This window comes from Mycobacterium sp. IS-1742 (genome assembly GCF_001500125.1).
GTDB lineage: Bacteria > Actinomycetota > Actinomycetes > Mycobacteriales > Mycobacteriaceae > Mycobacterium.
In genome coordinates, this window is record NZ_LQIV01000007.1 from 36,259 (window position 1) to 52,740 (window position 16,482).

16 protein-coding genes are annotated in these 16,482 nt (G+C 70.6%); 5 read left to right on the forward strand and 11 right to left on the reverse strand.

From position 1 onward, the window contains the following. Nucleotides 1-98: 98 nt before the first annotated feature. From AU196_RS06005 to AU196_RS06025, 5 genes are all read left to right on the forward strand, one after another. Nucleotides 99-1,403 carry a sensor histidine kinase gene (locus AU196_RS06005; RefSeq protein WP_059094186.1) on the forward strand — a complete coding sequence of 435 codons (1,305 nt, stop codon included), beginning with the start codon at nucleotides 99-101 and terminating at the stop codon, nucleotides 1,401-1,403. Further along, nucleotides 1,391-2,035, forward strand: coding sequence for a response regulator transcription factor (locus AU196_RS06010; RefSeq protein WP_059094187.1), 645 nt, complete (start codon nucleotides 1,391-1,393; stop codon nucleotides 2,033-2,035). The genes AU196_RS06005 and AU196_RS06010 overlap by 13 nt, the downstream gene beginning before the upstream one ends. A gap of 19 nt (nucleotides 2,036-2,054) precedes the next feature. Continuing rightward, entirely contained in the window at nucleotides 2,055-2,948 is an 894-nt protein-coding gene (locus AU196_RS06015) for a DUF4097 family beta strand repeat-containing protein (RefSeq protein ID WP_059094188.1), read from the forward strand. 147 nt (nucleotides 2,949-3,095) lie between these two features. Next, nucleotides 3,096-3,344 carry a hypothetical protein gene (locus tag AU196_RS06020; RefSeq protein WP_059094189.1) on the forward strand — a complete coding sequence of 83 codons (249 nt, stop codon included), beginning with the start codon at nucleotides 3,096-3,098 and terminating at the stop codon, nucleotides 3,342-3,344. Nucleotides 3,345-3,390: 46 nt separating this feature from the next. Next, a complete protein-coding gene (locus AU196_RS06025) occupies nucleotides 3,391-3,861 on the forward strand; it encodes a cupin domain-containing protein (RefSeq protein WP_231737399.1) in 471 nt (156 codons plus the stop codon). A gap of 1 nt (nucleotide 3,862) precedes the next feature. Here AU196_RS06025 and AU196_RS06030 read toward each other — a convergent pair whose 3' ends face one another. The 11 genes from AU196_RS06030 to AU196_RS06080 form a co-directional block, all read right to left on the reverse strand. After that, nucleotides 3,863-5,443 (reverse strand): threonine/serine exporter family protein, encoded by a 1,581-nt coding sequence (locus AU196_RS06030; protein WP_059094261.1) that lies wholly within the window; start codon nucleotides 5,441-5,443, stop codon nucleotides 3,863-3,865. Nucleotides 5,444-5,486: 43 nt separating this feature from the next. Beyond that, complete coding sequence (locus AU196_RS06035; protein WP_059094191.1) at nucleotides 5,487-5,975, reverse strand: Rrf2 family transcriptional regulator; 489 nt, start codon at nucleotides 5,973-5,975, stop codon at nucleotides 5,487-5,489. 70 nt (nucleotides 5,976-6,045) lie between these two features. After that, entirely contained in the window at nucleotides 6,046-6,645 is a 600-nt protein-coding gene (locus AU196_RS06040) for a cysteine hydrolase family protein (RefSeq protein ID WP_059094192.1), read from the reverse strand. A 14-nt stretch (nucleotides 6,646-6,659) separates the two neighbouring features. Further along, the gene (locus tag AU196_RS06045) at nucleotides 6,660-7,388 is read right to left on the reverse strand and encodes a 3'(2'),5'-bisphosphate nucleotidase CysQ (protein WP_059094193.1); all 729 of its coding nucleotides are present in this window, start codon (nucleotides 7,386-7,388) and stop codon (nucleotides 6,660-6,662) included. Beyond that, a complete protein-coding gene (gene cysN / locus AU196_RS06050) occupies nucleotides 7,385-9,235 on the reverse strand; it encodes a sulfate adenylyltransferase subunit CysN (protein ID WP_059094194.1) in 1,851 nt (616 codons plus the stop codon). Before cysN ends, AU196_RS06045 begins: the two co-directional genes overlap by 4 nt. 1 nt (nucleotide 9,236) lies before the next feature. Then, nucleotides 9,237-10,166 (reverse strand): sulfate adenylyltransferase subunit CysD, encoded by a 930-nt coding sequence (gene cysD, locus AU196_RS06055; protein ID WP_059094195.1) that lies wholly within the window; start codon nucleotides 10,164-10,166, stop codon nucleotides 9,237-9,239. Between the two features lie 153 nt (nucleotides 10,167-10,319). Next, complete coding sequence (locus tag AU196_RS06060; protein WP_059094196.1) at nucleotides 10,320-10,811, reverse strand: beta-class carbonic anhydrase; 492 nt, start codon at nucleotides 10,809-10,811, stop codon at nucleotides 10,320-10,322. Nucleotides 10,812-10,855: 44 nt separating this feature from the next. Continuing rightward, a complete protein-coding gene (locus AU196_RS06065; RefSeq protein WP_059094197.1) occupies nucleotides 10,856-12,730 on the reverse strand; it encodes an ArnT family glycosyltransferase in 1,875 nt (624 codons plus the stop codon). 29 nt (nucleotides 12,731-12,759) lie between these two features. Continuing rightward, nucleotides 12,760-14,001: a glycosyltransferase gene (locus tag AU196_RS06070; protein WP_502687218.1), complete on the reverse strand. Its 1,242-nt coding sequence runs from the start codon at nucleotides 13,999-14,001 to the stop codon at nucleotides 12,760-12,762. A gap of 70 nt (nucleotides 14,002-14,071) precedes the next feature. Further along, the gene (locus AU196_RS06075) at nucleotides 14,072-15,679 is read right to left on the reverse strand and encodes a sensor histidine kinase (protein ID WP_059094199.1); all 1,608 of its coding nucleotides are present in this window, start codon (nucleotides 15,677-15,679) and stop codon (nucleotides 14,072-14,074) included. Further along, nucleotides 15,654-16,358 (reverse strand): response regulator transcription factor, encoded by a 705-nt coding sequence (locus AU196_RS06080; RefSeq protein WP_059094262.1) that lies wholly within the window; start codon nucleotides 16,356-16,358, stop codon nucleotides 15,654-15,656. Before AU196_RS06080 ends, AU196_RS06075 begins: the two co-directional genes overlap by 26 nt. Nucleotides 16,359-16,482: the final 124 nt, after the last annotated feature.

The window sequence follows — 16,482 nt, forward strand, 5'->3', positions numbered from 1 at the left end:
ATTCGCACCCCGCGATTCTGGCATCCGGGGGTTAACCCCCGGCCGGCTCGGCGGAAAACGCTGTGTCGCAGCGGACGCGCACTCCATAGGTTAAATGCATGGTCGCAGTCACCAGCCCCCCACCGGCGTCCCTCGCGGTCGGTGACACCCCGTCACCACCGCGCACCATCGGCATCGTCCCGACGGCCTCCATGCTGACCGGCGCCGCCATCGGCGTGGTGTGGTTCTGGATCCCGTTGGGGATCCTGGTGCTCGGCACCTCCTCGATCCCGTCGGTCATCGGATTCATCCTCGCCGCAGTGGTTTTCGTCTACCTCGTCCGAGGGATCGACCGCGTCGAGCGTGTGCGCAGCGAAGCGGTGTTCGGGATGGGCATCGGGCGCCCGTTCCGCCGCCTGACCACCTACACCGGATTCCAGGGCTGGCTGCATCAGCTGTGGCTGGACGTCAGCAGCGCCCGGTTCTGGAAGACGTTCGGCCACCACTACCTGCGGATGGTCTACGACATCCTGGCGACCGCGCTGGCCTTCGCGCTGCTGGCATTCGGGTTCCTGGCGCCCGCGGCCGCCCTCGCCGTCGACCACAGCGACGACGCCGCGGGTCTGGCGTTCCTCCCACCGGCGCTCGCGTGGCCGCTGGCCGTGGTGGCCGTGGCGGCGTCGGTCGGGATCGTGGTGTTCGCACCCGCACTCGACGCGATCATCGACCGCCGGCTGCTCACCCCGTCGCCCACCGCGGCACTGAAATACGAGGTGAGCGCGCTCAGCGATGCCCGGGCGGGCGCGGTCTCGTCGGCGCAGACCGAACGCCACCGCATCGAACGGGATCTGCACGACAGCGTCCAGCCGCGGCTGGTGTCGCTGGCCATGGCGATCGGCCTGGCGCAGACGAAGCTCGACACCGATCTGCCCGCGGCGAAGCAGCTCATCGCCGAGGCGCACGACGAGGCGAAGAACGCTCTGGTCGACCTGCGCAACGTGGTGCGGGGCATCGCGCCGACGATCCTGGCCGACCGTGGGCTCGACGCGGCGCTGTCCGCCGTCGTGCAGCGGGCCGAGAACTCCGGAGTGCCCACGACATTGAACCTGCACCTGCCGCGGCGACTGCCTGACGAGACCGAATCCGTCGCCTACTTCGTCGTCGCCGAGGCCCTGACCAACGTCGCCAAACACGCCGGTGCCAGTCAGGCCGTGGTCACCGTGCGGTTCGACGAACCGTCGAACTCGTTGTATGTGTCCGTCTTCGACGACGGACGCGGCGGCGCGGCGATCGCCGACGACGACAACGCCACGGGCCTGCGGGGTCTCGACGAACGGGTGCGCGCGGCGCGCGGCACGTTCTCCGTGTCCAGCCCGGCGACCGGGCCCACGATCGTCACCGCGGTGCTGCCATGCGCATCGTGATCGCCGAGGATTCCGCGCTGCTGCGCGCCGGGATCGAACGCATCCTCGCCGACGCCGGCCACGAGGTGGTCGCCGGCGTCCCCGATGCCACCAACCTGTTGCGGCTGGTCAACGAGACCCGTCCCGATCTGGCGATCCTCGACGTGCGGATGCCGCCGACCTTCACCGACGAGGGCATCCGGGCCGCCGCGTTGCTGCGCAGCCAGAACCCCGAGTCCCCGGTCCTGGTCCTGTCGCACTACGTGGAACAGCGCTACGCCGCCGAGCTGATCGCCTCGGACACCAGGGGTTTCGGCTATCTGCTCAAGGACCGGGTGGCCGACGTGCCCGCCTTCCTCGATGCCGTCGAGGTCGGCGGCGGCGGCGGCACGGTGCTCGATCCCGAGGTGGTCTCGCAGATCCTGGTGCGCTCCCACCGGCGCGCCGCTCTCGAACAACTCACGCCCCGCGAGCACGAGGTGCTCCAGCTCATGGCCGAGGGGAAGACGAACTCGGCGATCGCGAGCGGGATGCACATCTCGGTCGGATCGGCCGAGAAACACATCGCCTCCATCTTCACCAAGCTGAACCTGGCCCCCGACGAGACCGAGAACCGCCGCGTCCTGGCGGTCCTGCGGTTCCTCGAATCCTGAACGCGTGGAAGGACTCCCGATGACGACCCTCACCCCTCCACCTCCCGCCCCGGTCGGCCCGCCGCCCGAACTGTCCCCCGGGGGCCGGACCGCACTGCGGGGCGTGCTCATCGCCGCAGCGGCGGTGCTGGTGGTCGGCAGCGTTGCGGCGCTGGCGGTCACGGCATGGGGGCTGAGCACCGTGCGCGTGCTCAGCGACAGCCATGCGCTCCCTTCGGCCATGCGGTCGCTGGTGATCGACACCGCCGACATCCCGGTGGCCGTGCGCATCACCAGCGATCCGCAGGCCCGCGAGGGCCGCGCGAACCTGCGCCTGGTGAACACCGCGAGCGGCGGCGAGCATCGGCTGGCGGTCACCACGGCCGGGCCGGAGACCCGCATCGTGCTCGAGGGTGAGCCGTCGCCAGCGTTCGGCTGGGCGCGAGGCGGGGAGATCACCGTCGCACTCCCACCCGAACAGGCCCGCCGGCTCAGCGTGCGCACCCAGCAGGAGACGGGTGTGGTGCTCGCCGACGCCGACGTCGATCAGCTGAGCGCGCGGACCACCCGAGGGGCGATCGTGCTCAGCGGATCGGCCCGGCGCATCGAGGTGCAGACCGTCGAGGGAGAGGTGACCGCACGCGACCCGATCTCGGTGCGGGAGCGGTTCGCGGCCACCACATCCGACGGCGACATCGTCGTCGACTTCCGCGACGCCGCGCCGCGCACCGTCGAGGCGATCAGCCGCACGGGCGAGATCGTCCTCGGGGTCCCCGACCGCGGGCCCTATCTGGTGCGCGCACAGTCCGGTGACTCGACGCAGGTGCGGGTGCCGGAGACCTCCCAGGCCGGCGAAGCGACGAGCCAGATCACCGCGCGCACCGACACCGGCAGCGTCGTGATCGAGGAGACCGAGGGCGACTGGCACCGCTGAACACCTCGATTCTGCCAACGGCCGGTCAATCCCTGCCAGCGGAAATCATCGGCCTCACCTGCTGGTTTGACCAGTCAGGAAACAACGAAAGCGTCCGAACCGCGACCACCGCCACGGCTCGAACATCACCGGAGAGAAGCGAGAGAAATGACCAAGTTCGCAGCCACCACACTGTTCGCCGGCGCCGCCGCCACCGCCATCCTCGGCCTGGCCGCCCCCGCCCAGGCCGCCCCGGCCGGACCGGGCAACGCGCAGAACACCATCGAGCAGCTCGACGACCGCGGCTACGCGGTGCGGGTCAACCACCAGGGCATGGTCAAGCCGCTCGATGAGTCCAGCATCGTCTCGGTCCGCTACGACAACGACGACCGCGTCGTCTACGTCACCGTCCGCTGACAGCGATCCACGGGGGGGCCACCCGGAAACCGGGTGGCCCCTTTTCGTGCGCTCGGCCGTCAGAGGCGCGCACAACGATCGGGAACTCCGCCGCGGTGGCGCAGGCGAGGAACTACGCTCGACCTGGGCTGACAGCGAACTTCCGGGAGCCGACATGGAGCGATTGAAACGCGAGGACATCCCGGCGGTCGTGGAGGGCGATGGCGTGGACTTCCGCAGCCGAGAGGTCGGGGAGATGTCGATCGCGTGGGTTCGGCTGGCGGCGGGAACCGATCTGCGGCCGGCCCTGGTGGGACTCGACGACGATCTCTGTCAGTGCCCTCATTGGGGCTACATGCTTACCGGCGAACTGCGTATGCACACCCGGGATGGACAGCACGTCTACACCGCCGGGGACGCGTTCTACTGGGCCGCGGGGCACGCACCCGAGGCGATCACGGATTGCGAGTACGTCGATTTCTCGCCCACCGCAAGCATCACGCCAGTGCTCGATCACATCACGGGCGCAGGCGGCTGAGTCACCGCTGCGTGGATTCACCACCCGAGGGGCCTGTCGGCTCGTCGTCCACCGCGTCCGACGACGCCGGTTCCAGCGCGACGCTCCACGACCGCCGGTGCGGGGTACGTGCCTGCTGCTGGCCGGCGGACGGCCGCAGCGCCACCACGTTGCCGATCGCCCGGCGAAGCCCTGGGGGTCCCTCGACGCGCAGGATCTCGCCGATGCGGCCGGCGCGGTAGCGCAGCGGCGAGCCGAGCAACTCACCCATCACCACACCCGCCCCGATCGCCAGCGCGATGGCCGCGGCGCCCAACGCCTGCGCGATACCGCCCGGGATGTTGCGGTCGACGGCGAAGAAGAACACCGCACGGAACACCGCCAGGCCCGGCAGCATCGGGGTGATGCCCGCGGTCGCGGTGACCAGCGCGGGAGCCTGTCGGCGAATCGAGATCAGCGTGGCGAGCAGACCGACACCGACCGCCGCGGTACCGGTGGCGACCACCCCACCGATCCCGGCCGCACTCAAACCGATCAGCACCGACTCGGCCAGCGCCGCCGCGATGCCCGCGGTGACCACTGAGCGGAACCGCGCATAACTGGCGATTGTCAGGCATGCCCCGGCGATCGCGGCGCCGACCACCGCGAGCAGGATCGGCACCGGCCGGGTGGGCATCACGAACGATTCGGTGGCGTCGACGTGGAGCTCGATCTGGATGCCGGCGAGCGCCGCGACCTGCAGCCCGGCCAGGATCCCGACGACGATGCCCGCGGTGAGGAACAGCACGTCGCCGAGCCGCGCGACCGCGGTGACCATGTATCCGGTCAACGCGTCCTGCACCGAACCCACCAGCGTCAGACCCGCCAGCAGCATCACGATCCCGGTCGCCACCAGGGCGGTCGGTCCCACCCCGGCGTACAGATAGGCCGCGACCGCGATCATCGTCGCGATGAACGCGCCGGCGGCCTGCTGGAAGAAGAACGGTGTGCCCCATCGGTTGAGCACCCGGCCGACGCGATCGATCAGCGCCGACGAGACGGCGGCCAGGATCCACGTCAACCAGCTGCCGCCGAGCAGCATCGCGATGCCCAGCGCGAACCCGGCCCACCCCGCGGTGGCGACCCAGCGGGGGTACGGATGGGGCCGTTCGGTCAACACGTCCATCGCCTCGTGGGCGTCGTCGACCGACACACCGCCCGAGGTGATCCGCCGCACCAGCGAGTCGAGTTCGGCGAGCCGCGAGTAATCGGTCGAGCGCGCGTGCACCGACCGCACGATCGTCACCGGCGGGCTGTCGGCCGTGGGCAGCGCCGAGACGAAGATGGTGGTGACGAAGACGTCGACGACGCAGTCGGTGAGCTGGTACGCCTGCGCCACGTCCTGAGCGGTGGCGACGACGTCGGCGGTACCCGACCCGGAGGACAGCATCACCTCGGCGAGGCGGACGGTCAGGTCGAGGACCTTGCGGGTGTGCCGCTCGCTCAGCCCACCGGACGCCTGCCTGCGCTGGCCGGCGCCGGACGCCGGGTCGCGTCGGCCACGCAGGGCCAGGTGCAGTGCGCGCCGACGCCGGGCCGGCCGGTCAGATCGATCGGGCTCCACCACGACGACGATACTGATGCCGCGGAATCAGCTCAGGTGCAGGCTATTTCGAGGTCACGCGGTCCTGGTGCCCGCGCTTGTGCTCCTGGTCGAGGTAGTCACCCGCCATCGACGCCACGTGCTCGGGCAGCGCGCCGGTGGCGACGTCGGCCAGGCTGGTCTGCTCGAGCACCGAACGCATGCTCGCCCGCAGCGCGCGCCACACGTCGGTCAGCGCGGCGGTCGGCCCGGAGTACGGCAGGTCGCCGAGCCCGATGTCACGCACGCTGGCCAGCGGGCCGTCGATGCAGCGCAGCACGTCGGCGATGCTGATGTCGGCGGCCGGCCGGGCCAGTTCGTACCCGCCGTCGCGGCCACGTTGGCTGCGCACCAACCGGTCGGTGCGCAGATCGGAGAGGATGTCGACGAGGAACTGCGCCGGGATCCCCTGCGCTTTCGCCAGGTCGTCGGTCTTGACCAGCACACCGTCGTCGACGGTGGCCAGTTGAACCATGGCCCGGACGGCGTACTCCGCCTTGGCCGACATCCGCATGGTCCCAGGCTAGTCGGGTGACGATCCAGCGGTGACGGAGGAGCCGCGATGAGGAGCCCGACAGTCAGGTCTAGTCGGGGATGTCCTGCGAGCTGGGCACCACCACCGCGAACAGGTCCGCGATCGCCGCGAGGCTGGCCGTCTGCATCGCGGCGGCGGGCACGGTGTCATCGCTGCCGAGCCCCGGCAGCGCGCGCGTCGCGGTCGCCGACGCCACCACGGTCGGCGCGTAGCCGAGGTTGAAGGCGCCGCGCGCGGTGGAGTTGACGCACATGTGCGTCATGAAGCCGGCGAGCACCAGGTTCGACGCGCCGACGGCCTTGAGCCGGTCGTCGAGGTCGGTCTGCACGAACGAGTTCGGGTAGTTCTTGACCACGACGGGCTCACCCTCGCGCGGCGCGACGATCGGCACGATCGCCCCGCTCTCCCCCTCGATGTCGTAGAGCCCGTCCGAGCCGTCCGAGTGCTGGATGTGGATGACCGGGATGCCGGCGGACCGCGCCCGGTCGAGCAGGGACGCCGCCTCCTCCAACGCTGCCTGCACGCCCTCGAGTTCCATCACACCGCGGGTGTAGGTGTTCTGGCAGTCGATGAGGACCAGGGCGGACTCGGAGAGGTTGACGGGCTGCTGGGGCAGGTCGGCCAGCACGCGCAGGGTTGGATTCGACACGCCGTCGAGCCTACTCAGCGGGTGACGGCAAGCACCGCCTCGGCCAGTTCCGGCCGGCACACCACCAGATCGGGCAACGTGGGGTCCTCGCGGTTGTAGACCAGCGGCGAGCCGTCGATGCGGGACGTGTGCAGCCCTGCGGCGCGGGCCACGGCGACCGGCGCGGCCGAATCCCATTCGTACTGCCCGCCCGCGTGGACGTAGACGTCCGACAACCCCTGCATGATCGAGGCGACTTTGGCTCCCGCCGAGCCCATTTCGACCAGCGTGCCGCCGAGCGCGTCGCGCACCGCGAGCGCGAGGGCCGGCGGGCGGGTGCGCGACACCACGATCCGCGGCGGCCCGTCGAGCGGCCTCGGGGCGGCGACGTCCGGCGTCGCCAGCGTGGTGTTCTGCGCGGGCAGCGCGACGGCCCCGGCCACCACCTCGCCGGACTGCCACAGCGCCACGTGGACCGCCCAGTCGACGCGGTCGAGTTCGGAGAACTCCCTGGTCCCGTCGAGCGGGTCGACGATCCACACCCGCTGTGACCGCAGGCGTACCGGATCGTCGGCGCCCTCCTCCGACAGGACCGCGTCTCCGGGGCGCTGTTCACCGAGCTCGGCCATCAGGAAGTCGTGAGACCGCTTGTCGCCGGCGGCTTTCCGTTCCTCGGGGGTGGCGTCGGCGAACTCCGCGCGGACATCGAGCAGCAGGTCGCCGGCCCGGGTGGCCAGCCGGGCGGCCAGCTCGTGATCGTTCACCGGGCGCCGTCCAGCATGTCGATGACCTGCTGGGCCAGATCGTCGACGTCGCGGTCGGGGGTCAACCGCAGATCCGGTGTCTTCGGCCGTTGGTACGGGCTGTCGATGCCGGTGAAGTGGGTGATCTCCCCCGCGCGCGCCTTGGCGTAGAGGCCCTTGGGATCCCGCCGCTCGCAGTCCTCCAGCGGGGTGTCGCAGAACACCTCGAAGAAGTCGTAGCCCTGGTCGACGTGGACGGCACGGGCCAGTTCGCGGTGCTCGACCAGCGGGCTGATCGCCGGCACCAGGACCGTCAGGCCGGAATCGGCCATCAGGGTCGCGATGTGGGCGAGGCGCCGCAGGTTCTCCGCGCGGTCCGCCATCGAGAACCCGAGGTCGGCGTTCAGCCCGTGCCGCAGGTTGTCGCCGTCGAGAACATATGCGGGACAACCTCGTTCGAGGAGCTTCTGCTCGACCCGCATCGCCACCGACGACTTCCCCGAGCCGGACAGGCCGGTGAACCACACGGTGCGGCCCTTCGACAGCCGGTCTTTGGCGCTGACCAGCGACTGGTGCCGCACGGTGTTCGGGGTGGCGGCGCGGTTCGCGACGGGGGTGGTGTCGCGGACCATGCCCGCCGCCACGGTGCCGTTGGTGTCCGGGTCGATCAGGATGAACGAGCCGGTGGCGGCGTTGCGAGAGTACTCGTCGAGCAGCAGCGGTTGCTGGGTGCGCAGCGTGACCCGGCCGAGTTCGTTCAGTTTGAGCGCGGTCGCCGACTTGTCGCGGTGCAGCGTGTTGACGTCGAGGCGGTAGTCCAGCGCCGCGACGCGGGCGCGGGTCACCCGGGTGGTGTGCTTGATCAGGTACTCGCGGCCCGGTTCCAGTGCCGACGCGTCGGCCATCCAGCAGACGGTGGCGTCGAATTCATTCGAGACGTGGGGCTGATTGTTGACGCGGGCGATCACGTCGCCGCGCGAGACGTCGATGTCGTCGGCCAGGCTGACCGACACCGCCATCGGCGGGAACGCCTCGGTGACCGGGCCGGTCGGCGAGTCGATCGCGGTGATGCTGCTGCTCTTACCGCTGGGCAGCACGACGATCTCGTCCCCGACGCGCATCACGCCGCTGGCGACGGTGCCGGCGTAGCTGCGGTGGTCGGCGTGATCGCGGGTCTGCGGGCGGATCACGTACTGCACCGGGAAGCGCACATCGGTCAGGTTGCGGTCGCCGGCGATGTAGACCTCTTCGAGGTGGCTCAGCAGCGCGGGTCCGTCGTACCACGGGGCCTTGTCCGATTTGGTGACGACGTTGTCGCCCAGCAGCGCAGACATCGGGATCGTGGTGACGTCGTGGATGTCCAGACGAGCGGCGAACGCATGGAACTCGTCGCGGATGTCGTTGAACTTCTCCTGGTTCCAGTCGATCAGGTCCATCTTGTTGACCGCGAGCACGATGTGCTGCACGCCGAGCAGCGACGCGAGGAACGCGTGCCTGCGCGACTGCTCGAGCAGTCCGTGGCGGGCGTCGACGAGCACGATCGCCAGCTGCGCGGTCGAGGTGCCGGTGACCATGTTGCGGGTGTACTGCAGGTGCCCGGGGGTGTCGGCGATGATGAACTTCCGCTTGGCCGTGGCGAAGTAGCGGTACGCGACGTCGATCGTGATGCCCTGTTCCCGCTCGGAGCGGAGCCCGTCGGTGACCAGGGCGAGGTCGGTGTAGTCGTTACCGCGCTCCTTGGAGGTGCGCTCCACGGCGGCGAGCTGGTCCTCCATGACGGCTTTGGAGTCGTAGAGCAGCCGGCCGATCAGCGTCGACTTGCCGTCGTCGACCGAGCCCGCGGTGGCGATGCGCAGCAGCGTGGTCATGTCAGAAGTAGCCTTCCCGCTTGCGGTCTTCCATCCCGGCCTCGGAGATGCGGTCGTCGGCGCGCGTCGCGCCGCGTTCGGTCAGCCGCGACACCGCGGTCTCGGCGATGATGTCCTCGACCGACGACGCGGTGGACTCGACACAACCGGTGCAGGTGACGTCGCCGACGGTGCGGAACCGCACGCTGGTCTCGAACACCTCTTCGTCGTCGCGGGGCTGCATGAACGGATGGACCGCGAGCAGCATGCCGTCGCGCTGGAACACCGGACGGGTGTGGGCGTAGTAGATCCCCGGCAGCGTGATGCCCTCGGCGCCGATGTAGGCCCAGATGTCGTACTCAGTCCAGTTCGACAGCGGGAACACCCGGATGTGCTCACCCTTGCGGTGGCGGCCGTTGTAGAGGTTCCACAGCTCCGGCCGCTGGGCCTTGGGATCCCACTGGCCGAACTCGTCGCGGAAGCTGAACACCCGCTCCTTGGCGCGGGCCTTCTCCTCGTCACGGCGCGCACCGCCGAAGGCCGCGTCGAACTTGTTCTCCCGGATGGCCCGCAGCAGCGTGACGGTCTGCAGCGGGTTGCGCGACGGCCCGTTGTCGACCACGCGGCCGGCGTCGATGTCCTCCTGCACCGAGGCGACGACCAGGCGCACGCCGTTCTCGGCGACCAGGCGGTCGCGGGTCTCGATGACCTCGTCGAAGTTGTGGCCGGTGTCGACGTGCATGACCGGGAACGGCAGGCGCGCCGGGGCGAACGCCTTGATCGCCAGGTGCAGCATGACGATCGAGTCCTTGCCACCGGAGAACAGCAGCACGGGCCGCTCGAACTCGGCGGCGACCTCGCGGATGATGTGGATGGCCTCGGCCTCCAGTGAGCGCAGATGGCTCAGCTCGTACTGGCCCGGTTCCGGGGCGGCCACCTGAGCGGCTGTCATCGCATTCCTCGTTAAGTTGGTTGAACTTGCCAGATTTACGAGGAATGTAGCGCGGCGCGGGTGGAGGTGTCAAAGATCGTCGAGTGTGCCGTCAGGGCGTCGAGTGTGCCGCCAGGTCGGAGAAACGGCCGCAATCCCGCCCTGGTTGCACAGTCAGACCGTGACCTCGGTGAGCCGGCCGGTGGCCACGTCGAAGACGAAACCGCGCAGCGATTCGTGCTTGTTGACGAACGGGCTGGCCTCGATGCGCCGCAGCGACTGTCGGACGTCTTCTTCGAGATCGCCGAAGGCCTCGGCCGCCCACTCGGGTTTGATGCCCGTCTCGTCCTGGATCGACTTCTTGAACTCGTCGTCGGTGAACGTCAGCATGCCGCAGTCGGTGTGGTGGATGAGGATGATCTCCTTCGTCCCCAGCAGCCGCTGGCTGATCGCCAGGGAGCGGATCTCGTCGTCGGTGACCACCCCGCCGGCGTTGCGGATCACGTGCGCCTCACCGTCGGCGAGACCGAGGATCCGGTAGACGTCGAGGCGGGCGTCCATGCACGCCACCACCGCGACGTGCTTACTCGGCGGCAGCGGCAGCGGACCGCTGAAGGTCTTCGCGTACTCCGCGTTGTTCTTCAGGTACTCATCGGTCACCGACATGTCGCGACGATAGCAACCGGGGCGCCTCGTGGCACCGGTCAAAATCAGCCGGATTGCAGGTCGTAGACGGTGGCTCCCCCCACCTGTATCGGGCTGAAGGTCTGCTGCACCCACGCGGTGATCTCACCTGCGGCGCCGTGGCGTCCCGTTCCTGGCGGCCCGCCGGGACCGCCGCGGTCGCCTCCGATGAAGTAGCGGACCTCACCGTCTGCGACGTACTGCTGGAACTGCGCGAGCGTCGGGGAATCGTCCCCGCCGGTGAACCCGCCGATCGCCATGATCGACGCCCCGGTCTCCAGTTGCAGGCCGGCCGCACCCATCGATCCGATACTGGCTGCCGCCCAACGGTTGTCGGCTCCCCGCACCAGCTCGTGCAGCGCGGCGTCGTCCGTCGCACCACGCATGCCCGGCGGCCTACCGCCGAACCCGCCATCCCGTGCCGGTCCGGACATCGTGCCCGGACCACTGGCCGGGTGCGCCACGTTGTGGATCGCGAACGCCGTGGGCGCGGCGAGGCCGGCCAGCACCGCGGCGACGACCACGGCCGCCGTCGCCCGCCCCAGCCGGTGCGCCCCGGCGGCCAGCACGGCCGCGGCCACCACCGCCACCACCAGCACCGCCCACCGCAGCCACGGCTGCCAGTCCGGGGTGCGGTCGAGCAGCACGAACGCCCAGACACCCGTCACCGCCGCCATCGCCGCCAGCACCAGCCGGGGCAGCACGTCCCTTCTGCCGCGCCAAGATTCCGCTGCCGCGATCCCGACGAGTGCGGCCACCGCGGGGGCCAGCGCCACCGTGTAATACGTGTGGATGGTGCCGTCCATGAAGCTGAACACGGCGCCGGTCACCAGCAGCCAGCCGCCCCACAGGAGAAGGCTCGCGCGCACGGCGTCGGTGCGCACAGTGCGCCGGGTGAACCAGATGCCTGCCGCCAGGCCGAGCAGCGCCGCGGGCAGCAGCCAGGATGCCTCGACACCCATCGAGTTCCCGAACAGCCGGCCGATTCCCGGCTCACCACCGAAGAACAGGTTGGCGCCCCGTCCGACACCGTCACCGGGACCACCGCCGGGGCCGCCGCCCGGTCCCCCGCCACCGGCGATGCGCTCGATCCCGTTGTAGCCCAACGCCAACTGCAGCAGGCTGTTGTCGGTCGAGCCGCCGATGTAGGGACGCGACGACGCGGGCCACACCTCGACCAGCGCGATGAACCATCCCGCGGACACCACCATCGCCACCGCGCCGACGGCGAGTGTGCCGATGCGCCGCCACAGTCCCGACGGCGCGGCCACCAAGAACGCCAGCGCCAGACCCGGCATCACGAGGAACGCCTGCAGCATCTTCGTCAGGAAGGCGAAACCGAGCGCGCAGCCGACGAGGACCATCCACCGGGTGCCCCCGGTCTCGATGGCCCGCACCATGGCGTACGCGGCGACGACCAGCAGCAGCACCAGCAGTGCGTCGGGGTTGTTGAAGCGGAACATCAACGCCGCCACCGGCGTCGCGGCCAGCACCGCACCCGCGATCAGCCCGGCCGCCGGGCCGCTCACCCGCCGCACCGCGGCGAACAGGACCGCCACCGTCGCGACCCCCGTCAGGGCCTGCGGTAACAGCATCGCGAACGCGCTGAACCCGAACAGCCTGGCGGACAACACCATCAGCCACAGCGACGCAGGAGGTTTGTCGACGGTGATGGCGTTGCCGGGGTCCAGCGACCCGAACAGCCAGGCCGTCCAGTCCTGGGAGCCGGCCTGTACCGCCGCGGCGTAGTACTCGTTGGCCCACCCGGAGGCGCCCAGCCCCCACAGGTAGAGCAGCGCGGTGGCGGCGAGCAGGCTGATCAACGCGGGGCGCACCCAGCGCGGGGATCGGTCGGGCGAGGCGGGCGCCGTCAGGTGTGACGCGTCGGCGGTCAAGGTCATGGAAGGTCCTCGGTGTCGAAGGGGTGGGTTCAGCGGGTGCGCCGGGGGTGGAACACCCAGCCGCGCAACAGGACGAAGCGCATGACCGTGGCGGCGAGGTTGGCGCCCACCAGGACGCCGAGCTCGACGAACCGGTGCGGCTCCGAGGTGACCGAGTGCAGCACCGCCAGGGACCCGCTGGTGATCCCCAGCGCGATCGCGAACACGATGAGGCCCTCGAGGTGGTGGCGCGCCACACCGCCGCGTCCGGCGATTCCGAAGGTGAAGCGACGGTTGGCCGCGGTGTTGCCGACCGCGGTCACCGCGAGCGCGATCAGGTTCGCGGCCTGGGCGCCCAGCCATCCGCGGGTCAGCACGAACAGCAGCAGATAGGCCAGTGTGGAGACCACGCCCACCGCCGCGAACCGGACGCTCTGGCGCAGCAGCGATCCGGGTGCCGCCGCCAGCCGCGACGGCGCCACCTGCGCGGCGAGCAGCTGAACGGGAATCGACCCGTCGGCGAAACCGCGCAGCAGCCGGCCGATGCCCTTGAGGTCGGCCGTCGCCGTCGCGACGATGTCGACCCGGCTGTCGGGGTCGTCCACCCAGTCGACCGGCACCTCGTGGATCCGCAGACCGCTGCGCTCGGCGAGCACCAGCAGTTCGGTGTCGAAGAACCATCCGGTGTCGGACACGTACGGCAGCAGCTGATGCGCGACGTCGGCGCGGATGGCCTTGAAACCGCACTGGGCATCCGAAAAGCGGGCCGACAGCGTGGATTTCAGGATCAGGTTGTAGCACCGGGAGATGAACTCGCGCTTGGCGCCGCGCACCACACGGGCGCCGCGGCTGAGCCGGGTGCCGATCGCCAGATCGGAGTGTCCGGAGATCAGGGCGGCGACCAGCGGGGCGAGGGCGGCCAGATCGGTGGACAGGTCGACGTCCATGTACGCCAGCACCGGCGCGTCGGACTGCGACCAGACCGTGTGCAGGGCGCGGCCGCGGCCCTTCTCTTCGAGGCGCACGACGCGCACGTCGGGCAGTTCGGCGGCGAGTCGCGCGGCGACCTGTGGCGTGGCGTCGACGCTGGCGTTGTCCGCGATCGTGATCCGCGCCGAGAACGGGAAGTGGTCGCGCAGGTGCCGGTGCAGGCGGCGCACCGACTCCGCCAGAGCGGCCTGTTCGTTGTGGACGGGGACGACCACGTCGAGCACCGGCGCACCGGCGGCCCTGGCCGTCTCCACGACGTCGGGGCGGCGGTCGGCGTCGAGGTCCACGGCGATTCCTGTCATGGGAGCCATCGTGGTTGCGCCGATTGTGCTCACGATGGGCCGAAGCTATGCGCCTGCTGTGAGCTCGGCGTCAGGCCGGTGACGGGTCCGCGCGGTGCGCGGGCTGTGCGGCGCCCGGCAGCGCCACGACGAACGCGGTGCGGCCCGGCCCGCTGTCCACGCCGATGGATCCGCCGTGGGCCTTGACCACCGCGGCGACGATGGCCAGCCCCAACCCGGTACCACCGTCGCGGCGTGAACGCGACGAGTCCCCGCGGGCGAAGCGCTCGAAGACCTCGGGTTGCAGTGCGGGCGGGATCCCCGGGCCGTCGTCGGTCACCGTGAGCACGGCGCCGCCGTCGGGGCCCTCGGCCAGCGACGTGACGACCGTGGTGCCGGGCGGTGTGTGCGCACCGGCGTTGGCGAGGAGGTTGGCCAGCACCTGGTGCAACCGGGCCTCGTCGCCATCGACGACCACCGGTTCGGGCGGCAGGTCCAGCGACCATCTGTGGTCGGGTGCGGCGGCGTGCGCATCGCTGACCGCGTCGACGACCAACCGCGACAGGTCGACCGGCTCGCGCTCCAGGGGCCGGCCGTCGTCGAGGCGTGCCAGCAGCAGCATGTCCTCGACCAGCCGCGTCATCCGGGCCGTCTCGGACTCCACGCGGTTCATCGCGTGCGCGACGTCGCCGGGCAGCGCGTCGGAATGCCGTTGCGCCAGTTCGGTGTAACCGCGGATGGCTGCCAGCGGTGTGCGCAGCTCGTGGCTGGCGTCGGCGACGAACTGACGCACCCGCGTCTCGCTGGCGTGCCGCGCGGACAGGGCCCCGGCGATCCGGTCGAGCATCCGGTTCAGCGACGTCCCGAGCCGGCCGACCTCGGTGTGCGCACTCGCCGGGTCGACGTCGACGATCGGCGTGGGCAGCCGCACCTCGCCGCGGTCGAGTTCGAGATCGGCGACCTCACGCGCGGCCGCCGACACCCGCGACAACGGCGCCAGCTGCCTGCGGATGATCCACACCCCGGCCGCGGCGGCGCCGAGCAGCGCGATCACCGCCACCACGCAGAAGATGACCAGCACGGTGAGCAGGGTGTCGTCGACGTCGGAGGTCGGCAGTCCGGTGACGATCACCTCGGCGGGTCCCCGGGCGGGCAGCGCGATCACCCGGTACCGGCCGAGGCCGTCGAGCGTGACGCTGCGCGGTGTCTCGTCGGCCGGCATCCCGGCCAGCTGTGTGGCGGCGGCGTCGCTGATCTCGACACGGTCACCGTCGGCGGTGATGACGCCGGCGTCGACCGGTGCGCCGTGGGCGACGACGGCACCGACCGTGCGGGCGGCCTGGCCCGGCGCATTGAGGAACGCGGGCCCGGGTCCGGTGTCGTCGCGGATGAGCCGGCGGTGCGGGAAACCGGGCGGCGGGGGGAACCGCGGCACCGGCATCATCATCGGCGGGCCGGGCGGCGGGGGGCCGAAGGCGAACAGGCCGGCCGACCGGCGGGCGGTCTCGGCGAGCTGGTTGTCGAGCTGGTTGACCAGGAACCGCTGCAGCGCGAGTTCGGTGCCCACTCCGACCGCGGCGCACACCAGCGCGAGCAGCGCGATCTGCGTGGCCAGCAGACGGCCCCGCAGCGACCAGGTGCGCGGCGAACGCAGCCGCGTGCGGCCGACCGGCTCAGCGACCGGCGGGTTTGAGGACATAGCCCGCGCCGCGCAGCGTGTGGATCATCGGCTCGCGGCCGCTGTCGATCTTCTTGCGCAGATACGACACGTACAGCTCGACGATGTTGGAGCGGCCGCCGAAGTCGTAGCTCCACACCCGGTCGAGGATCTGGGCCTTGGAGAGCACCCGCTTGGAGTTGCGCATCATGAACCGCAGGAGTTCGAACTCCGTCGCCGTGAGCGTGATCGGATCGCCGGCGCGGGTCACCTCGTGGCTGTCCTCGTCGAGCACCAGGTCGCCGACGACGATCTTCGCGCCGCCGGTCTCGCTCACCCCGGTACGGCGCAGCAGCGCCCGCAGCCGCAGCACCACCTCTTCGAGCGAGAACGGTTTGGTGACGTAGTCGTCGCCGCCCGCGGTCAGCCCCGCGATGCGGTCCTCGACGGAGTCCTTGGCGGTCAGCAGCAGAAGCGGTAACCCGGGGATCTGCTCGCGCAGCCTGGCCAGCACGTCGAGTCCGCTCATGTCGGGCAGCATGACGTCGAGCACCACCACGTCGGGCGCGTTCTCGCGGGCCAGCGCGAGCGCCGTCGCACCGTCGCCCGCGGTCGCGATGTCCCACCCCTCGTAGCGCAGCGCCATGGAAACGAGTTCGGCGAGCACCGGTTCGTCGTCGACCACGAGCACCCGGACCGGGTTGCCGTCGGCGCGGCGCATGACCGACCGCTCGGTGTCGGTCTGATTGGGGCTCATACCCCCATTATTCGCACCGCGATGGGCCGGTCCTGTGCGTTGTCTATGCGCCCGCTGTGAGCCGGGGCGCCGAGTGTGCATCAGCGGC